Source organism: Microbacterium sp. CCNWLW41 (assembly GCF_037083505.1).
The window spans coordinates 19,056-37,525 of sequence record NZ_JBAOJP010000015.1 but is presented as its reverse complement, the minus strand read 5'-3'; the positions used below and the strand labels follow the sequence as shown (position 1 = coordinate 37,525).

Below are 18,470 nucleotides of genomic sequence, written 5' to 3'. Positions count from 1 at the left end.
GACGCCCCGAACCACGGGGTACCGGGCAGGAGCGACAGCCGAGCCCGGCACCCGCCCGCGATGACACCCCTTCCGCTGCGGCGGTGAGCGTGGTGCCGCGGCCGCCCGGGCTTTCCGTTCGGCCCAGCCCTGTCCCCGACCTGAGAAGCAGACCCATGCCGATCGATCTGAGCACACCTGGCGTGCCGATCTCGTTCGAGGTGTATCCGCCGCGCTCCGACGCGGGCTTCGCCGCACTGCACGAGACGATCCGCCACCTCGCCGCCGTCGACCCCCGGTTCATCTCGGTGACGTACGGCGCCGGCGGCTCCACCGGCGGCCGCTCCCTCGAGCTGCTGACCCACATCCTCCGCGAGACGCACGTCGAGCCGCTCGCGCACCTGACCTGCGTCGGCAACGGCTACGCCGGCGCGACCTCGCTCATCCGCGAGTTCCTCGATGCCGGCATCACGAGCTTCCTCGCCCTCCGGGGCGACCCGCCCGCCGGATCGTCCGAGGACGACGCGTTCCTCGGCGACCTGGAATCCGCCGCACAGCTCGTGCAGCTGATCGACTGCGTGCAGGCCGAGCGGGCCCCGTACACCGAGGCGCCCGTCCCCGGCGTGCCGGGCGCCGTCCGCGTCGCGGAGAGACCGCGGGTCGACATCGCGGTCGCCGCCTTCCCGAACGGGCACCCGCGGGCCCGCCACGCATCGAGCGACATCGACGCGCTCCTCGCCAAGCAGGCGGCCGGTGCCACCCTGGCCATCACGCAGCTCTTCTTCCACGCCGAGGACTATCTCGGGTTCGTGCAGCGCGCGCGCGGCGCCGGCGTCACGATCCCGATCCTGCCGGGGATCATGCCCATCACCTCGCCCGCGCGGCTGCGGCGCGTGCTCGAGCTCACGGGGGAGCAGCTGCCCGCCGAGCTGGCCGTCGCGCTCGACGTCGAGCCGACCGCCGAGGGGCAGCGTGCGGTGGGCGTCGCCCACGCCGCGCAGCTGGCCCGCGAGGTCGTCGAGGGCGGGGCCCCCGGCATCCACCTCTACGCGTTCAACAACCACGACACGGTCCTCGAGGTCCTGGGCGAGGCCGGGGCGCTCCCGTCGGCGTCACGGCTGCCCGATCCCGTCCACTGACACGCGGGCGCCGCCCTCCGTCGGAGAGCCCGACGGTGTCTTCGGCGACCCCGGAAACCCCCTGCCGCACACCCAGAAGGAAAGAGAGACGCACATGTCCGACCCTCGCCCGCAGTTTCCGAGAGGCACCATCCTCGGCTACCCGCGCATCGGCCGCCGCCGCGAGCTGAAGCGCGCCGTGGAGGCGCACTGGTCCGGAGCCACGGACGTCCAGACGCTCGAGCGCGCCGCGGCCGAGCTGCGCCACGCGACGCGCGAGCGTCTGGCCGCCCTCGGCCTCGGCCGCGACGACTCGTCGATCCCGGAGTCGTTCTCGTTCTACGACCAGGTGCACGACGCCGCCGTCGCGGTCGGCGCGCTGCCCGAGCGCTTCGGCGCGCGGCGCGGTGACGACGGCCGGATCGGCCTCGACGCCTATTTCGCGGCCGCCCGCGGCGCGGGCGACGATGCGCCGCTCGAGATGACGAAGTGGTTCGACACCAACTACCACTACCTCGTCCCCGAGATCGGCCCCGAGACCGCGTTCGCGATGTCGTGCGACCGCTTCGCCCGCCAGGTGGCGGAGGCCAGGGCCGACGGCTTCACCGTCCGGCCGGTGCTGGTCGGTCCCGTCACGCTGCTCGCCCTTTCGAAGGCGACGGATGCCGCGCCCGCCGGCTTCGACCCGCTCAGCCGCCTGGACGACCTGCTGCCGGTATACGTCGAGCTGCTCGAGGGACTGCGGGCCGCGGGCGCGGAGTGGGTCCAGCTGGACGAGCCCGCCCTCGTGAGCGAGAGCCTTCCGGCGACCACGGCGCAGCTGGCGGATGCCGCCGCCAGGGCGTACGAGGTGCTCGGCGCCGCCACGGGCCGCCCGTCGCTCCTCGTCGCCGCCCCATACGCGCAGTTGTCCGATGCGGCGTGGGCGGCGCTGGGCGCGGCGCCGATCGAGGCGATCGCGGTCGACCTCACGCGCGGCGGCGTCCCGGCCGCAGTGGACGGCCTCGCCGGCAAGACGCTGGTGGGCGGCGTGATCGACGGCCGCAACGTGTGGCGCGGCGACCTGGAGGCGGCGTGGGGCCGTCTGTCGGACCTCGCGGCGCTCGGCGCCGGCGCTGTCGCCGCCGCCACGTCGACCTCTCTGCAGCACGTGCCGCACGACGTCGACGACGAGTCCGCGCTCGATCCGCGTCTGGCGTCGTGGCTCGCGTTCGCCGACCAGAAGGTGGGGCAGGTCGTGACGCTCGCGACCGGTCTGGCGGAGGGACGCGCGGCGATCGAGGACGCGCTGACGGAGGCATCCGTCGCCCTCGCCGCCCGGCGATCATCGCCCGGCGTGCGCGACGGTGCCGTGCGGGCGCGCACGGCCGGCCTGGTCGATGCCGACTTCGACCGCGGCGCGTACGGCACGCGCGTCGAGGCCCAGGACGCGCAGCTGGCCCTGCCGCTGCTGCCCACGACGACGATCGGCTCGTTCCCGCAGACGGACGAGATCCGGCGTGCGCGTGCGCGGCACGGCCGCGGCGAGCTGGACGCCGCGGAGTACGAGCGGTTCCTCCGCGACGAGATCGCGCGCGTCGTGACCCTGCAGGAGGATCTCGGGCTGGACGTCCTCGTCCACGGCGAAGCCGAGCGCAACGACATGGTGCAGTACTTCGCCGAGCACCTCGACGGATTCGCCGTCACCGAGAACGGCTGGGTGCAGTCCTACGGCTCGCGCGCGACCCGGCCGTCGATCCTGTGGGGTGACGTGTCGCGTCCGGCGCCGATCACGGTGGCGTGGTCGACGTTCGCCCAGTCGCTCACCGACAAGCCGATGAAGGGCATGCTGACCGGGCCGGTGACGATCCTCGCCTGGTCGTTCGTCCGCGACGACCAGCCGCTCTCCGAGACCGCGAACCAGGTCGCCCTCGCGCTGCGCGACGAGATCGCGGACCTCGAGGACGCGGGCATCCGGGTGATCCAGGTCGACGAGCCGGCGCTGCGGGAGCTGCTCCCGCTGGCGGTGGCCGACCAGCCGGCGTACCTCGCGTGGTCCGTGGCGTCCTTCCGCCTCGCCACAGCCGGCGCGGCACCCGCGACGCAGGTGCACACGCACCTGTGCTACTCGGAGTTCGACGTCGTGATCGATGCGATCGCGGCACTGGACGCCGACGTCACCTCCATCGAGGCCGCCCGCAGCCGCGGCGAGGTGATCGGCGACATCGCGTCGTCGGGCTTCGCGGCCGGCGTCGGGCCGGGCGTGTACGACATCCACTCGCCGCGCGTGCCGTCCGTCGACGAGATCTCGGAGCTCCTCGACCGCGCGGTCGCCGAGCTCCCGCTGCGCCGCGTGTGGGTGAACCCGGACTGCGGCCTCAAGACGCGGGGGTACGGCGAGACGGTGACGTCGCTGCGGAACCTCGTCGAGGCGACGCGGGCGGCGCGGACGCGCGTTCCGGCCTAGCGGCGCTTCTTGGTCCCGGATGCCGCGGCCCCTCCGGTCGCGGCATCCGGCGTCTCCACCACCACGGTGTCGGCATCCGCGTCGATCACGAGGGTGTCCGCCTCGGAGTCGAGGACGAGGGTGTCGCCGTCGGTGACGCCCGCCGGCCCCGCGCCGTCGGCGGGGGGCACCGCGACCACGTCGGCCGCGGCCGCCGCCTCGGCGTCCTCCGGCCGGCGCTGCAGCAGTTCGGTGACCCACCACACCAGGAGCCAGACGATCAGGACCAGGAAGACCTCTCCGACCGACAACGGCCGCAGGAGCATCAGCCACAGCACCGCGAGGACGCCGAGGACCACCCGGACGAGCACGCGCTGTGCGAAGAGCCACGAGCCGACTCGGCCGGTGTCCACGCCCCGCCGGAGGGCGGCGGTCCGGATCCCGGCGTTCATCGACGCGACCCCGTGGCGTGCCGCCTGAGCGCCGCGCCAGCGCCCCGACATCCACGCGATCACCGCGATCACCACGCCGAGGAGCGTCAGCACCACCGCGGTGTCGCGCATGGCGCCGGTGATCTGCTCGTACATCGAGGCGAGCGCGCCGGCCGGCACGCCGAGGTTCGGTCCGCTCAGCGCGAGCACGGCGCCGCCGGCGCCCAGGGCGATCGCGAGCGCGGCCGCGCCGACCGCGATGCCGACGCCTGTTCCCAGGACCGCCGTGGAGCGCCGCCGGGCGATGGCGATCCCCGCGACGAAGAGGACGAGGGCCAGCAGCGGCGTCCACCACCCCGCGGCCACCGCGAGGTTGTAGACCGTGCCGACGACCGTGAGGGCGTCGCTCTGGGCCACCACGATCGTCCTGTCGATCTCGGGGATCTGCTCGGCGATCCCGATGCCGCGGTCGACGAGGCGGTCCTTGACCTCCGCGATGATCGGGCCCAGCTGGATGCCGATCTCCCCCTCGCCGGTGATCACCACGGCGCCGCCGGCCGTACCTCCCGCCGCGACGGCCTGCAGCGAGCGGTGACTGGCTCGCAGAGCCGTCTCCCACACGTCGGCGAAGGCCTCCGACTGCACGAGGCGGGTGACGGTCGTGTCGACGAGGTTCTGCACCCCCTGCGCGGCGGGGGAGCGCAGCAGATCGAGGGCGGCGAGGGCGCGCGGCGGCAGATCGAGCTGCTGGATGCCGTCGAAGAGATCGTTCACGACCGTCTCGAGGTTCAGCGACTCGTCGATCGCCGCGGTGACCTCCTGCACGACCAGCGCCTGAACCTGCGGGTCGTCGGCCAGCGGTGCGAACGTCTCGACGAAGCGCGTCTCGTCGACCAGCTCGACGCGTGCCCACGCGGCGACGATCGACACCGGCACCAGGATCGTGGCGATGACGATGCACAGCGCCGAGAAGAAGGCGCGCCAGCGGCTGCCGGGCGGTTCGGTCGACGTCCTGGCGCCCTGCGCGGAATCACCGCGGAGTCGGGCGTTCTCCGCCTCGAGCGCCTCGAGGCGCGCGCGGAGGTCGGCGGCGTCGGCGATGCCGGTCGTGTCGGTCATCCCCCCCTTATAGCGCGCCGCGCCGCTGCCCCGCCAGGACCTTCGTCACGCGTTTCGGGTGAAAGGCGCTCAGACCGCGCGCAGCACCGCCACGACCTTGCCCAGCACCGTCGCCTCGTCGCCCAGGATCGGCTCGAACGCGGAGTTGCGGGGGAGCAGCCACGTGTGGCCGTCGCGCTGCCGGAAGGTCTTGACCGTGGCCTCGCCGTCGAGCATCGCCGCGACGATCTCGCCGTTGTCGGCGGTGGCCTGCGCGCGCACGACGACCCAGTCCCCGTCACAGATCGCGGCGTCGATCATCGACTCGCCCGAGACCTTGAGCATGAAGAGGTCCCCCTTGCCGACGAGCTGGCGGGGCAGCGGGAAGATCTCCTCCACCTGCTGCTCGGCGGTGATGGGCACGCCGGCGGCGATCCGCCCGACGAGGGGCACCAGGGCGGCGTCGCCCAGCGAGGGCGCGGCGTCGGCCGGGCTCTCGGTCGCCGACCCGGGGAGGTCGATGAGCACCTCCATCGCCCGCGTCTTGCCGGCGTCGCGGCGGAGGTAGCCGCTGAGCTCGAGCTGGTTGAGCTGGTGGGTCACGCTCGACAGCGACTTCAGGCCGACGGCGTCGCCGATCTCGCGCATGCTCGGCGGGTACCCGTGGCGCGCGATGGAGCGCTGGATCACCTCGAGGATCGCGAGCTGCTTGTCGCTGAGGCTCTTGCGCCGACGAGTCTGGGGCTTGTCGCGCCCGGCCGCGTCGCTCATCTTCCGGCTCCCGTCCCTGCGCCCGCGAGCGCTGCTTCTTCGAATGTCGGAGGCCCGTGGTGGGGTTCTCGTATCGAAACCGTATCCGCATACCGGGGGTACGGGGAACAACCCGTCCGCGTGTCGCGTTCGATCATTCGGCACTCGGGCCGAGTCTTGACACCGTCGAGAGTCGAAGATAGCTTCGGAAGAGAGGTTCGCACTCCCCGCTCCCGGCCGAGCGGGGAATGCGAATCTCTCCCCATCACGAGGAGACACCATGACCGCGATCGCTTACACGACGTCCGTTCCCTCGCCGGCGCGCGCGACGCGTCTGCGACTCACGGTGCGGGGCCGCCGCGTCCTGGCCACGCTGGCGGCGATGCCCGCGGTGATCGCGCTCAGCGCCGCGGTCATCGGCGGCGGGGCGGCTCTCGCCACCCGCGACGCCGGTGCGCCGGCGGGGTCGTTCAGCACCGTCACCGTGTCGCACGGCGACTCGCTGTGGACGATCGCGGAGGACGTCGCGCCCGGGCAGGACCCCCGCGACGTGGTCGACGCCATCGTCCGCCTGAACGCACTCGACGGCGTCACCGTCCAGGCCGGGCAGAGCCTGGCGATTCCGGCGGAGTACGGCTCGGCGGAGTAGGGCCCGGCCGAACCCGCGCCGCCGACGTCATCCGAGGCGGGAGCGTGTCGCGCGGCTCTACCATGGGAGGGGTGAGTGCACGTCTCGAAGACCTTCCTTTACGCGCCGATCTCCGCGGGCAGACGCCCTACGGCGCTCCGCAGGCACCGCTTCCCGTCGCCCTGAACGTCAACGAGAACACGCATCCGGTTCCGCAGGAGGTCGCGGACGACATCCTCGACTCCATCGCCCTCGCCCTGCGCGATGTGAACCGGTATCCCGACCGCGAGTTCACCGCCCTGCGCGAGGGCTTCGCCGACTACCTCGGACACGGGCTCACCCGCGAGCAGATCTGGGCCGCGAACGGGTCCAACGAAGTGCTCCAGCACATCCTCCAGGCCTTCGCCGGACCCGGCCGTACGGCGTTCGGCTTCGGGCCCACCTACTCCATGTACCCGCTCCTGACGCGGGGGACCGGGGCGGATTGGATCGCCGGGACGCGGTCCTCCGACTACTCGATCGAGGCTGCGGACGCGGCCGCGCAGGTCGCCCACGTGTCGCCGGCTGTCGTCTTCCTGTGCTCGCCGAACAACCCCACGGGCACGCCCCTGGGCCTCGACGTCGTCGAGGCGGTCTACGACGCGACCGACGGCATCGTCATCGTGGACGAGGCGTACTTCGAGTTCGCGCCCCACGACGAGCGCTCGGCGCTGACGCTGCTGCCCGGTCGCGAGCGGCTCGTGGTGTCGCGCACGATGAGCAAGGCGTTCGCCTTCGCGGGTGCCCGCGTGGGGTATCTCGCGGCCGACCCGGCGCTGATCGACGCGCTCCGGCTGGTGCGGCTCCCGTACCACCTCAGCGCCTTGACGCAGGCGGCGGCCACGGCGGCCCTGCGTCACGCCCCGACGATGCTGCGCATGGTGGATGAGATCGTGGGGCAGCGCGACCGCATCTCGGCGACCGTCGAGGCCCTCGGCTACACGCCGCACGAGTCGTGGACGAACTTCGTGCTGTTCGGCGGGGTGCCCGATCCGGGCGCGACCTGGAGCGCGCTGTACGACGAGGGCGTGCTCATCCGCGATGTCGGCATCCCGAATCACCTCCGCGTCACCGCCGGGACCGAGGAGGAGACGACCGCGTTCCTGGACGCACTGGCCTCGGTAGGATCGACGTCATGAGCGCCGCATCCCGCACCGCCTCGCTGCGGCGGGCCACGAGCGAGTCCACGGTCGAGCTCGAGCTCGATCTCGACGGCACCGGCCGCAGCCGCATCGACACCACGGTGCCCTTCTTCGACCACATGCTGACCGCGTTCGCGAAGCACTCGCTCACCGATCTCACCGTCCGCGCCTCCGGCGACACCGACATCGACGCGCACCACACGGTGGAGGACATCTCGATCGTGCTCGGACAGGCGATCCGCGAGGCGCTCGGCGACAAGTCCGGCATCTCGCGCTACGGCGACGCGCTGGTCCCGCTCGACGAGGCGCTCGCGCAGGCGGTCGTCGACATCAGCGGCCGCCCCTACCTCGTGCACACCGGTGAGCCGGCCGGTTTCGAGCACCACCTCATCGGCGGCCACTTCACCGGCTCGCTCGTGCGCCACACGTTCGAGGCGATCTCGTACAACGCCGCCCTGACCGTGCACGTGCGCGTGCTGTCCGGGCGTGACCCGCACCACATCGCGGAGGCCGAGTACAAGGCGTTCGCGCGGGCGTTCCGGCAGGCCAAGGCGCTGGACCCCCTCATCGAGGGCGTCCCGAGCACGAAGGGCGCGCTGTGAGCGCAGCGGCGTCCGCCGACCGCGAGAGGCCGCTCGTCGCCGTCCTGGACTACGGGTCGGGCAACGTGCACTCGGCGGTCAAGGCGCTCGTCGCGGCCGGCGCCGACGCCCGGCTCACCTCCGACCGCGGCCTCGTGATGGACGCCGACGGGCTCTTCGTCCCGGGCGTCGGGGCCTTCCGCGCCGTCGTGGATGCGCTGCGCGCCAGCCGCGGCGACGAGCTCATCGAGCGCCGCCTCGCGGGCGGGCGTCCGGTCATCGGCGTCTGCGTCGGCATGCAGATCTTCTTCGAGCGCGGTGTGGAGCGCGGCATCGACACCGAGGGCATGGGGCAGTGGCCGGGCGTCGTGACCGAGCTCGACGCGCCGGTGCTTCCGCACATGGGCTGGAACACCGTGCAGCCCGGCGAGGGCTCCCGGCTGTTCCGAGGGATCGAGCAGGAGCGGTTCTACTTCGTCCACTCGTTCGGTGCGCAGAAGTGGCTGCTCGATGTGCAGCCGCCGTTCCCCGAGCCGGTGCTGACCTGGTGCGAGTACGGCACGCCGTTCCTCGCCGCCGTCGAGAACGGACCCCTCTCGGCGACGCAGTTCCACCCCGAGAAGTCGGGGGAGGCCGGCATCCGCCTGCTCTCGAATTGGATCGAGGGGCTCGGCGGGGATAACCTCTGAGACCGTGCCAACTCCGGGAGCGTCTGCTCCCGACCTTCCCGCACGAGGAGCCATGAACGATTTCGCGTCCACACCCGAGCTCGTCCTTCTGCCCGCCGTCGACGTCGCCGACGGCAAGGCCGTCCGTCTGACCCAGGGCGAGGCAGGCACCGAGACGAGCTACGGCGATCCGGTCGACGCCGCGCTCGACTTCGCCCGCCAGGGCGCCCAATGGATCCACCTGGTCGACCTCGACGCCGCATTCGGCCGCGGAAGCAACGCCGGCGTGCTGCGCAAGGTCATCAAGCAGGCCCGCGGCGTGCAGGTCGAGCTGTCGGGCGGGATCCGCGACGACCGCACGCTCGAGGCCGCCCTCGAGAGCGGCGCCGCCCGCATCAACCTCGGAACCGCCGCACTGGAGAATCCCGAGTGGGCGGCGGACGTCATCGGCCGGTACGGCGACGTCATCGCCGTCGGACTCGACGTGCGCGGGACGACGCTGGCGGCGCGCGGCTGGACGCGCGACGGCGGTGACCTGTGGACGGTCCTCGATCGCCTCGAGGCGGCCGGCTGCAGCCGCTACGTCGTCACCGACGTCACGAAGGACGGCACGCTCAAGGGCCCGAACCTCGACCTGCTGCGCGAGCTCACCTCGCGCACGCCGAAGCCGATCGTCGCCTCGGGTGGCGTGTCGAGCCTCGACGACATCGTTGCCCTCCGCGAGCTCGTGCCGCTGGGCGTCGAGGGCGCGATCGTGGGCAAGGCGCTGTACGCCGGTGCCTTCACGCTCGCCGAGGCGCTGGATGTCGCCGGACACTGACCCGCCGTCCGGCGGTGCGCCCCACGGCCACAGCCACCACGGCGACCCCGCCGCCGACTCGGCGGGCGTCCCGTGGGAGGGACGCGCCTTCCACTCCAACCTGCACGCCTCCGACGACGGATCCGCCGATCCGGCGCTCCTGGCCGCGCTGACGGCGTTCCGCGCCGGCACCGGCACGCAGGCGCAGGTCGTCGACGCGTACCGTCGCGCGCGGCTGCTCATCCCGCTCATCGCGGCGAAGGGCGACCACGGCGTCGGCGCGCACGGCCTCGAGGTCGACAAGACCCAGGAGCTGTCGATCGTCACGGTCGCGGCGCCGGACGGTCGCCGGGTGCTCCCGGTGTTCACGTCGGTGGACACCATGAGGCGGTGGGATGCCTCCGCCCGGCCGGTCCCCGTCGCGGGCGTGCGCACGGCTCTGGCCGCCGCCGCCGACGACACCGACCTCATCGTGATCGACCCGGCGTCGGAGACCGAGTTCGTCATCCGGCGCCCCGCGGTCTGGGCTGTCGGCCAGGGACAGCCGTGGGAGCCCAGCTTCCTGTCGCCCGAGGTCGTCGCGGGACTGCACGCCAGCATCGGCGGCGAGCTCTCGGTCATCGACCTCGTCGTCGACGCGGGCGACCCGGACGCCCGGCTGCGGGGCCCCGAGCTCATCGTCAAGCTCCAGCTCATGGACGGCCTCGAGAAGCCCGAGCTCGACGCCGTGCTCGCGCGCCTGGCCAAGCGCTGGGCGGCCGACGACCGGATCGCGGTGCTCGTCGACTCGCTGACGGTCAAGCTCGTCCGCTCCTGAGCGCCGGCCCGTCGCGCCGGCGCCCCGCCGGGCGCGGAGTGCGCGGTGCCCTTGCGAGCCCGGAGTGCTCGGTGGAGGATCGGCACGGCAAGGGGGTCGCATGGACGACGCGTCGACGACGGAGCAGTACCGGCGGGCGCTCGAGGCCGCGCACCGCGAAGCGCTGCGCTGGCTGGATTCGCTGCCGGATCGGCCCATCCGTCCCGAGGCCGACGCGGACGCCATCCTCGCCCGCCTGGAGCGGACGCTGCCTGAGACGGGAGCGTCGCCGACGGCGGTCGTCCAGGAGCTGGCGGAGGCCGCCGAACCCGGTCTGATCGCACTCGGGTCCCCGCGATTCTTCGGGCTGGTGATCGGGGGGACGTACCCGGCCGCACTGGCTGCGGATTGGCTCGCCTCGGCGTGGGACCAGAACAACGGCGCGCGTCAGCTGACGCCCGCGACCGCCGCCGTCGAGGAGGTCGCCGCGGCCTGGCTGCTCGAGCTCCTCGGTCTTCCGGCCGGCAGCGGCGTCGGATTCGTCACCGGTGGCACCATGGCGAACTTCGCGTGCCTCGTCGCGGCACGCGACGAGGTGGTGCGCCGGGCCGGCGGCGATCCCGCCGCGGGCCTCCAGCGCGCTCCCGAGGTCCGGTTCCTCGCCGGCGGCGCCGTCCACACATCGATGGTGCTGGCCGGGCGCCTCGCAGGCCTGGGCGCGCCACGGACGGTCGGCGCGGACGACCAGGGACGCATCGACGTCGCCGGCCTGGAGCGTGCTCTCGCCGAGGCGACCGGCCCCGCCGTGGTCGCACTCCAGGCGGGAGACGTGCATTCCGGCGACTTCGACGACTTCGTGGGGGCTGTCGAGGTCGCCCATCGTGCCGGGGCCTGGGTGCACGTGGACGGGGCGTTCGGGCTCTGGGCGGCGGTGAGCCCCCGACTGCAGCACCTCGTTCGCGGGATGGCCGATGCGGACTCCTGGGCGACCGACGCCCACAAGACTCTCAACGTGCCCTATGACTGCGGCGTCGCGATCGTCGCCGACGAGGCGGCCATGACGGCTGCCCTCGGCGCGCACGCGCCGTACCTGCCGGCCGTGACGGGCGTCTCCGACCCGTACGACCGCGTGCCCGAGTTCTCCCGCCGCGCCCGCGGAGTCTCGGTGTGGGCGGCGCTGCGCGCCCTCGGCCGACGGGGAGTGGTGGGGCTGGTGGACGGACTGGCGGATGCCGCGGCCGCCCTGGCCGATGGGTTCCGCACCGTCGCAGGTCTCGAGGTGCTCAACGACGTCGTCTTCACGCAGGTCTGCCTCGCGGCGGGCGACGACGCGCAGACGGCAGCGCTGGGAGAGTGGCTGCGCGCGGAGGGGACCGCCTGGGCCTCGTCGTCCACGTGGCGAGGGCGCACCGTCCTGCGCTTCGCGGTCAGCAACCACGGCACCGACGCGGACGCCGTGCGCCGCACCGTCGACGCCGTGCGCAGGGGCGCCGCGGCTCTCGCCATCGGGGGGTGACCCCGGGTGGGGCCGCTCCGGGCCGGGTCAGGTGACCGGGCCGGTCCACTTCTCGCCGGGACCCTTTCCGATCGGGTCCGGGATCACGGATGCCTCGCGGAAGGCCAGCTGCACCGAGCGCAGGCCGTCGCGGAGCGACCGGGCGTGCATGTCGCTGATCTCGGGGGCGCCCGCGGTGATGAGCCCGGCGAGTGCGTTGATGAGCTTGCGGGCTTCGTCGAGGTCGGTCTGGGTGGCGGGGTCGTCGGCGAGCCCGACCTTGACGGCGGCGGCGCTCATCAGGTGCACGGCAGCGGTGGTGATGACCTCGACGGCCGGCACGTCGGCGATGTCGCGGGTGGCCGCGGAGGCCGCCCGCTCCTGCTCCTCCCACCGCGCCTGGCGCTCGGCGTCCACCGCCGCCGCGTTCGCCGATGGGTCGTCCTGGTCTCGAATCGTGTCCACGCCGTTCTCTCTGATAGACTGCTGCGGTCTCCGGTGCGTTCTGCATCGGATCGGAAAGTGGATCACATCCCACCCGCGCTTGCCGTTCCAGGCTACCGGGTCACGCACTCCGCCCCGACCGTCCTGCGGCCGGGGTAGCCGCGGCGGATACGGCGCGGAAGGCTCCGTCACTGGGGCAGGGTGCAGAAGTCGGCGCTGAAGCGTCCTGACGGGTGGAGTGGCTCTCGTTCCGCCCGCGGCACGGCAGTGTGTCGCGGAGGTCCAACCCTCTTACCCAAGGAGTTCCGCATCAGCGATCCCCGCACCAACGACCGCATCCGGGTGCCCGAGGTACGCCTCGTCGGCCCGAACGGAGAGCAGGTCGGCGTCGTCCGCATCGAGGTGGCGCTGCGCCTGGCTCAGGAGGCCGACCTCGATCTCGTCGAGGTGGCCCCCAACTCGAAGCCGCCCGTGGTCAAGATCATGGACTACGGCAAGTTCAAGTACGAGGCCGCGCAGAAGGCCAAGGAAGCGCGTCGCAATCAGGCGAACACCGTCCTCAAGGAGGTCCGGTTCCGTCTGAAGATCGAGGCTCACGACTACATCACCAAGCTCAAGCGCGCCGAGGGCTTCCTCCAGTCCGGCGACAAGGTCAAGGCGATGATCCTGTTCCGTGGTCGCGAGCAGTCGCGTCCCGAGCAGGGTGTGCGTCTGCTCCGCAAGTTCGCGGAGGATGTCGCGGAGTTCGGCACTGTCGAATCGAACCCCACGATCGACGGCCGCAACATGGTGATGGTCATCGCGCCGCACAAGAACAAGTCCGAGGTGAAGACCGAGCAGAACGCCCAGCGTGCTGCCAACAAGGAGGCCGCCCGGTCCGCCCGCAACGGCGGTGCACCGGACTCCGACGCCGCGGACGCGGAGTCGCCGGCCCCGCAGGCCGAGGCGACCGCCGCCGAATAGGCCCCACGAACTCCCGCACCGCGGGATACCGACTCCCGCCTGGGCGGGAAGTGAAACGAAGGAAGAAGAGATGCCGAAGCAGAAGACCCACTCGGGCGCCAAGAAGCGCTTCAAGGTCACGGGCAGCGGGAAGCTCATGAAGCAGCAGGCGAACCTTCGCCACAACTTCGAGGGCAAGCCCACGCGCCGCACCCGCCGCCTGTCGCAGGAGCAGGTGCTCGCCCCGGGCGACGCCAAGGTCGCGAAGAAGCTCCTCGGCCGCTGACGCGCGCCGACGCAAGTTAGGAACATCAAGAAATGGCTAGAGTCAAGCGGGCCGTCAACGCCCACAAGAAGCGTCGCGTCATCCTCGAGCGCGCCTCCGGTTACCGGGGCCAGCGGTCGCGCCTGTACCGCAAGGCGAAGGAGCAGGTCACCCACTCGCTCGTCTACGCGTACCGCGACCGTCGCAAGCGCAAGGGCGACTTCCGCCGTCTGTGGATCCAGCGCATCAACGCCGCTGCCCGCCAGAACGGCATCACGTACAACCGCTTCATCCAGGGCCTCGGCCTCGCGGGTGTGCAGGTCGACCGTCGCATGCTCGCCGAGCTCGCGGTGAACGAGCCCAAGACCTTCGCGTCGCTCGTCCAGACTGCCAAGGGCGCGCTGCCCGAGAACGTCAACGCGCCCAAGAGCGCCTGACCGACGGCATCCGTCTGACGAAAGGAGCGTCCTCCTCACGGAGGGCGCTCCTTTCGCGTGCCCGGACGGCTCCGTGCGTACCGGGGAGCGCAGACCGCGACCCTAGACTGATGCCGTGCTCGAGAACCCCCGCTCTCCGCGCGTCCGCGCCGTCGCGAAGCTGACCAAGAGGAGCGCCCGCCAGGAGACCGGGCTGTTCCTGCTCGAAGGACCGCAGGCCGCGCGGGAGGCGCTGGCGTATCGACCGGACACCCTCGTCGAGATCTTCGCCACGCCCACCGCCTTCGAGAAGCACGCCGATGTGCGCGACGCTGCCGAAGCGGCCGGGCTCGAGGTCGTGTACACCACCGAGGCGGTGCTCGACGCGATGGCCGACACCGTGACGCCGCAGGGGATCGTCGCGGTCGCACGGCAGTCGCCGACGTCGGTCAGGGAGGTCTTCGCGGCCTCGCCCCGCCTCGTCGCCATCTGCGAGGAGGTGCGCGACCCGGGCAACCTCGGCACCATCATCCGCGCGGCCGACGCCGCCGGCGCGGACGCGGTCGTGCTGACCGGGCGCACCGTCGACCCGTACAACCCCAAGGTGGTGCGCGCGACGACCGGCTCCCTCTTCCACGTCCCCGTCGCGGTGGGGGTCGATCTGGCATCCGCCGTCGAGAAGGCCCGCGCCGCGGGCGTGCGCGTGATCGCCGCGGACGTCGGCGGCGGAGACTTCCTCGCCTCCCGCGACCTGCTCGCCGAGCCCACCGCGTGGCTCTTCGGCAACGAGGCCAGGGGACTGGACGAGGAGGCGCTCGCCCTCGCCGACCTCTCGCTGCGCCTGCCGATCTTCGGTGCGGCGGAATCGCTGAACCTCGCCACCGCCGCGAGCGTGTGCCTCTACGAGACCGCTTTCGCGCAGCGCGCGGGACGCTGACGCCCCGCCGGATTCCGGTGCTGTTACGGAACGGTAAAGGCACGGCGTACCTCTGGCCGAGTGTCGTCGCGCACCCCTAGGGTGAAGGGCATGGCGACACCTGACGCACCGGCAGCGGCGCCGCGCACTTCGAACATCAACGTCCGTCGCGGCGAGCCGCTCGTGGTCATCGACCACGTCGACAAGCACTTCGGCGAGCTGCACGTCCTGAAAGACATCAACACGGTGGTCAACCGCGGTGAGGTCGTGGTCGTGATCGGTCCTTCGGGGTCGGGCAAGTCGACGCTGTGCCGCGCGATCAACCGCCTCGAGACGATCGACTCGGGCAGGATCACCATCGACGGCGTGCCCCTCCCCGAAGAGGGCAAGGGGCTGGCGAAGCTGCGCGCCGACGTGGGCATGGTCTTCCAGTCCTTCAACCTCTTCGCGCACAAGACGGTCCTCGAGAACGTGACGCTCGGTCCGATCCGCGTCCGCGGCATGAAGAAGAAGGACGCCGACGAGAAGGCCATGCAGCTTCTCGACCGCGTGGGCGTGGCCAACCAGGCCAAGAAGATGCCCAACCAGCTCTCGGGCGGTCAGCAGCAGCGCGTGGCCATCGCGCGCTCCCTCGCGATGAATCCCAAGCTGATCCTCATGGACGAGCCGACGAGCGCGCTCGACCCCGAGATGATCAACGAGGTCCTCGATGTCATGGTGGGTCTCGCGCAGGAGGGGATGACGATGATCGTGGTCACCCACGAGATGGGCTTCGCCCGCAAGGCCGCCGACCGCGTGCTCTTCATGGACGGCGGCGTGATCGTCGAGGAGGCAACGCCCGACCAGTTCTTCACCAACCCGCAGAGCGAGAGGGCCAAGGACTTCCTGTCCAAGATCCTCGAGCACTGATTCCGCTCGGCCGCCTGCCGCGGTCGGGAACCCAGAGGACCGTCACGAACGGTCCCGCACAGCAAAGGACGAAGACATGAAGCGAATGCGACTTCCGCTGATCGCGCTGGCAGCCGCCGGCGCGCTCGCACTGTCGGCGTGCGCCTCCGGCGGAACGCCGGCCGGCGAAGACACCGCGGCCCCCGAGCCCGAAGAGGTCACCTTCGAAGAGGGCACCACGATGGCCGAGCTCAACGAGGCGGGCTCGATCACGATCGGCACCAAGTTCGACCAGCCGCTGTTCGGTCTCATGGGACCCTCGGGCGTGCCGGAGGGCTTCGACGTAGAGATCGGGAAGATCATCGCCTCCGAGCTCGGCATCGCCGAGGAGGACATCGAGTGGAAGGAGGCCGTGTCGGCCAACCGTGAGCCGTTCATCCAGAACGGCGAGGTCGACATCGTCATCGCCACCTACACGATCAACGACAAGCGCAAGGAGGTCGTCTCCTTCGCCGGCCCGTACTACATGGCGGGTCAGTCGATCCTGGTGCTCGCCGACAACGAGGACATCGAGAGCGAAGACGACCTCGTCGGCCAGCCGGTGTGCTCGGTGACCGGCTCCACCCCGGCGGCCAAGCTCGCCGAGATCGGCGCCGAGCCGGTGCTTACCGACACCTACTCGAACTGCCTCGAGCCGCTGCGCAACGGGCAGGTCGTCGCGGTGTCGACCGACAACGTGATCCTCGCCGGTCTCGCCGCCCAGAACGAGGGCGAGTTCAAGGTCGTCGGAGAGCCCTTCACCGAGGAGCCGTACGGCATCGGCCTCGAGCTGGAGGACACCGAGTTCCGCATGTGGATCAACGACGTGCTGGAGGAGGCGTACGAGGACGGCCGCTACGAGGAGGCGTGGAACTCGACCGCTGGGACGGTCCTGCCGTTCGTCGAGCCGCCGACCCCCGACCGCTACTGATCGACGACGGATGCCTCGGGCCGGCCGCACGCGTCGGCTCGGGGCATCCGCCTCCGACATCCCGTTCCCGAAAAGAGGCGCATGGAGCAGCTCTGGTCGCTGATGCCGACCTTCCTCGAAGGCTTCCGCGTGACGCTGATCCTGCTCGCGGTGTCGGGCGTGTTCGCGCTCGTGCTCGGCACGCTCATCGCCGCGATGCGGATCTCGCCGGTTGCCGCGCTGCGCGTCTTCGCGGCGTTCTGGACCGAGATCGCGCGCAACACCCCGCTGACGCTCGTCTTCATCTTCACGGCGTTCGTGCTGCCCATGCTGGGCGCGCGCATGCCCTACCTGATCCTTGCCTTCATCGCCCTCACGTACTACACCTCGCCGTTCGTCGCCGAGGCGCTGCGGTCCGGGATCAACGGCGTCCCGGTGGGGCAGGCCGAGGCCGCCCGCAGCATCGGCCTCGGGTTCGGCCAGACGGTGTCGCTGGTCGTGCTGCCGCAGGCGTTCCGCATGACGATCCCGCCCCTCATCAACGTCTTCATCGCCCTCACCAAGAACACGTCGGTCGCCGGCGGGTTCTTCGTGGTGGAGCTGTTCGCGACGACGCGACAGCTGGCCAACGACAACGGGAACATCGTGATCCAGATTCTCCTGACGGCGGCGGTGCTGTACCTCGTGGTGACGGTCCCGCTCGGCTTCGCCGCCGGGCAGCTCGAGAAGCGGTGGGTGGTGCGGCGATGAGCGGCTCGAGCGTCCTCTTCGATGCGCCCGGACCGCGGGCGCGCAGGCTGTCGCTGATCCTGTCCATCGTCGCGGCGGTGCTGATCGTCGCCGGCGCGACGTGGGTCATCATGACGCTGGCCGCGCCGCGGACCTCAGGCGGCATCACGCTGCCCGGCATGTTCGACCCCAGCCGCTGGGACATCTTCCTCGACCCCGAGGTGTGGGCATCGATCGGCCGCGGCGTGGTGGCGACCCTCCAGGCGGCCGCCGTCGCGGCGGTCGGGGCGATCGCGCTCGGCATCGTGCTGTCGCTGCTGCGCAGCTCGCTGATCCCGTGGGTGCGCATCCCGACGGCGTGGGTGATCGAGTTCTTCCGCGGGATGCCCGTCCTGCTGATGATGCTGTTCATCTTGCTGGTGGCGTCGACCGGCGCCTTCTGGGCCGTCGTGATCGCGCTGATCCTCTACAACGGCACGCTGATCGGCGAGATCCTCCGCGCGGGCCTCGCCGCCCTGCCCAAGGGGCAGCGCGAGGCCGCGCTGAGCGTGGGCATGCGCGAGTTCCAGTCCAAGATGCTGGTGGAGTTCCCGCAGGCGTTCCGGCAGATGCTGCCGATTATCGTCGCCCAGCTGGTCGTCCTGCTGAAGGACACCTCGCTCGGCTACATCGTCGGCTACAACGAGATCATCCGGAACAACATCAACAACCTGGGCAGCTTCTACGGCAACCGGTACCTCTTCTCGCTGTTCGTCGTGACCCTGGCGATCTACCTCGTGATCAACCTCGCGCTGTCGTGGTTCGCCCGATGGCTCGCCCGCCGCACCGCGAGCGGTGGGACCCGTCGTGGCAAGGCGGTCGATCCGCTGAACCCGGCGGCCGTGCTCGAGGCTGAGGCGCGCGCCGATGAGGCGGAGCGGACGGCCGCAGGCAAGGGGCTGGGCCGGAACGACGGCACTGCCGTCTGAGGGC

The 18,470-nt window shown here is 71.5% G+C and carries 20 protein-coding genes; 17 read left to right on the top strand and 3 right to left on the bottom strand.

Annotation, left to right across the window (positions count from 1 at the left end; all coding sequences use genetic code 11):
- The first annotated feature begins 155 nt into the window (after positions 1-155).
- Both V6R91_RS34200 and metE read left to right on the top strand, forming a co-directional pair.
- Positions 156-1,118, top strand: a complete 963-nt coding sequence (locus V6R91_RS34200) for a methylenetetrahydrofolate reductase (RefSeq protein WP_336399022.1) — start codon at positions 156-158, stop codon at positions 1,116-1,118.
- 94 nt (positions 1,119-1,212) lie between these two features.
- Complete coding sequence (metE, locus tag V6R91_RS34195) at positions 1,213-3,543, top strand: 5-methyltetrahydropteroyltriglutamate--homocysteine S-methyltransferase (protein ID WP_336399021.1); 2,331 nt, start codon at positions 1,213-1,215, stop codon at positions 3,541-3,543.
- Here metE and V6R91_RS34190 read toward each other — a convergent pair.
- Together V6R91_RS34190 and lexA are read right to left on the bottom strand one after the other, a co-directional pair.
- Complete coding sequence (locus V6R91_RS34190) at positions 3,540-5,072, bottom strand: hypothetical protein (protein ID WP_336399020.1); 1,533 nt, start codon at positions 5,070-5,072, stop codon at positions 3,540-3,542. The genes metE and V6R91_RS34190 overlap by 4 nt on opposite strands.
- A 69-nt stretch (positions 5,073-5,141) precedes the next feature.
- Positions 5,142-5,822: a transcriptional repressor LexA gene (gene lexA / locus V6R91_RS34185; RefSeq protein WP_336399019.1), complete on the bottom strand. Its 681-nt coding sequence runs from the start codon at positions 5,820-5,822 to the stop codon at positions 5,142-5,144.
- 259 nt (positions 5,823-6,081) lie between these two features.
- Between lexA and V6R91_RS34180 the strand changes: the two genes are divergently transcribed.
- From V6R91_RS34180 to V6R91_RS34150, 7 genes are all read left to right on the top strand, one after another.
- A complete protein-coding gene (locus V6R91_RS34180; RefSeq protein ID WP_336399018.1) occupies positions 6,082-6,450 on the top strand; it encodes a LysM peptidoglycan-binding domain-containing protein in 369 nt (122 codons plus the stop codon).
- A 62-nt stretch (positions 6,451-6,512) separates the two neighbouring features.
- On the top strand, positions 6,513-7,607 hold the full coding sequence (locus V6R91_RS34175) for a histidinol-phosphate transaminase (RefSeq protein WP_336399017.1): 1,095 nt from the start codon (positions 6,513-6,515) through the stop codon (positions 7,605-7,607).
- Positions 7,604-8,212 carry an imidazoleglycerol-phosphate dehydratase HisB gene (hisB, locus tag V6R91_RS34170; RefSeq protein WP_336399016.1) on the top strand — a complete coding sequence of 203 codons (609 nt, stop codon included), beginning with the start codon at positions 7,604-7,606 and terminating at the stop codon, positions 8,210-8,212. Before V6R91_RS34175 ends, hisB begins: the two co-directional genes overlap by 4 nt.
- The gene (gene hisH / locus V6R91_RS34165) at positions 8,209-8,880 is read left to right on the top strand and encodes an imidazole glycerol phosphate synthase subunit HisH (protein ID WP_336399015.1); all 672 of its coding nucleotides are present in this window, start codon (positions 8,209-8,211) and stop codon (positions 8,878-8,880) included. Before hisB ends, hisH begins: the two co-directional genes overlap by 4 nt.
- Positions 8,881-8,932: 52 nt before the next feature.
- Positions 8,933-9,679: a bifunctional 1-(5-phosphoribosyl)-5-((5-phosphoribosylamino)methylideneamino)imidazole-4-carboxamide isomerase/phosphoribosylanthranilate isomerase PriA gene (gene priA, locus V6R91_RS34160; protein ID WP_336399014.1), complete on the top strand. Its 747-nt coding sequence runs from the start codon at positions 8,933-8,935 to the stop codon at positions 9,677-9,679.
- Positions 9,663-10,475: an SseB family protein gene (locus tag V6R91_RS34155; protein ID WP_336399013.1), complete on the top strand. Its 813-nt coding sequence runs from the start codon at positions 9,663-9,665 to the stop codon at positions 10,473-10,475. The genes priA and V6R91_RS34155 overlap by 17 nt, the downstream gene beginning before the upstream one ends.
- A 100-nt stretch (positions 10,476-10,575) precedes the next feature.
- Positions 10,576-11,970, top strand: coding sequence for a pyridoxal phosphate-dependent decarboxylase family protein (locus tag V6R91_RS34150; RefSeq protein WP_336399012.1), 1,395 nt, complete (start codon positions 10,576-10,578; stop codon positions 11,968-11,970).
- A 27-nt stretch (positions 11,971-11,997) separates the two neighbouring features.
- On the opposite strand, the gene V6R91_RS34145 is transcribed toward V6R91_RS34150, so the two are convergent.
- The gene (locus V6R91_RS34145; protein WP_194398005.1) at positions 11,998-12,414 is read right to left on the bottom strand and encodes a DUF1844 domain-containing protein; all 417 of its coding nucleotides are present in this window, start codon (positions 12,412-12,414) and stop codon (positions 11,998-12,000) included.
- 321 nt (positions 12,415-12,735) lie between these two features.
- Between V6R91_RS34145 and infC the strand changes: the two genes are divergently transcribed.
- From infC to V6R91_RS34105, 8 genes are all read left to right on the top strand, one after another.
- On the top strand, positions 12,736-13,356 hold the full coding sequence (infC, locus tag V6R91_RS34140; RefSeq protein WP_378884867.1) for a translation initiation factor IF-3: 621 nt from the start codon (positions 12,736-12,738) through the stop codon (positions 13,354-13,356).
- Between the two features lie 70 nt (positions 13,357-13,426).
- The gene (gene rpmI / locus V6R91_RS34135; RefSeq protein ID WP_159844935.1) at positions 13,427-13,621 is read left to right on the top strand and encodes a 50S ribosomal protein L35; all 195 of its coding nucleotides are present in this window, start codon (positions 13,427-13,429) and stop codon (positions 13,619-13,621) included.
- 32 nt (positions 13,622-13,653) lie between these two features.
- Positions 13,654-14,037, top strand: a complete 384-nt coding sequence (gene rplT / locus V6R91_RS34130) for a 50S ribosomal protein L20 (protein ID WP_192636104.1) — start codon at positions 13,654-13,656, stop codon at positions 14,035-14,037.
- Positions 14,038-14,152: 115 nt separating this feature from the next.
- The gene (locus tag V6R91_RS34125; protein ID WP_336399011.1) at positions 14,153-14,953 is read left to right on the top strand and encodes a TrmH family RNA methyltransferase; all 801 of its coding nucleotides are present in this window, start codon (positions 14,153-14,155) and stop codon (positions 14,951-14,953) included.
- A gap of 90 nt (positions 14,954-15,043) precedes the next feature.
- On the top strand, positions 15,044-15,841 hold the full coding sequence (locus V6R91_RS34120; protein WP_336399010.1) for an amino acid ABC transporter ATP-binding protein: 798 nt from the start codon (positions 15,044-15,046) through the stop codon (positions 15,839-15,841).
- A 76-nt stretch (positions 15,842-15,917) separates the two neighbouring features.
- Positions 15,918-16,790 (top strand): glutamate ABC transporter substrate-binding protein, encoded by an 873-nt coding sequence (locus V6R91_RS34115; RefSeq protein WP_336399009.1) that lies wholly within the window; start codon positions 15,918-15,920, stop codon positions 16,788-16,790.
- An 81-nt stretch (positions 16,791-16,871) separates the two neighbouring features.
- Positions 16,872-17,519, top strand: coding sequence for an amino acid ABC transporter permease (locus tag V6R91_RS34110; protein ID WP_336399008.1), 648 nt, complete (start codon positions 16,872-16,874; stop codon positions 17,517-17,519).
- A complete protein-coding gene (locus V6R91_RS34105) occupies positions 17,516-18,466 on the top strand; it encodes an amino acid ABC transporter permease (RefSeq protein WP_336399007.1) in 951 nt (316 codons plus the stop codon). Before V6R91_RS34110 ends, V6R91_RS34105 begins: the two co-directional genes overlap by 4 nt.
- The last annotated feature ends 4 nt before the right edge of the window (positions 18,467-18,470 follow it).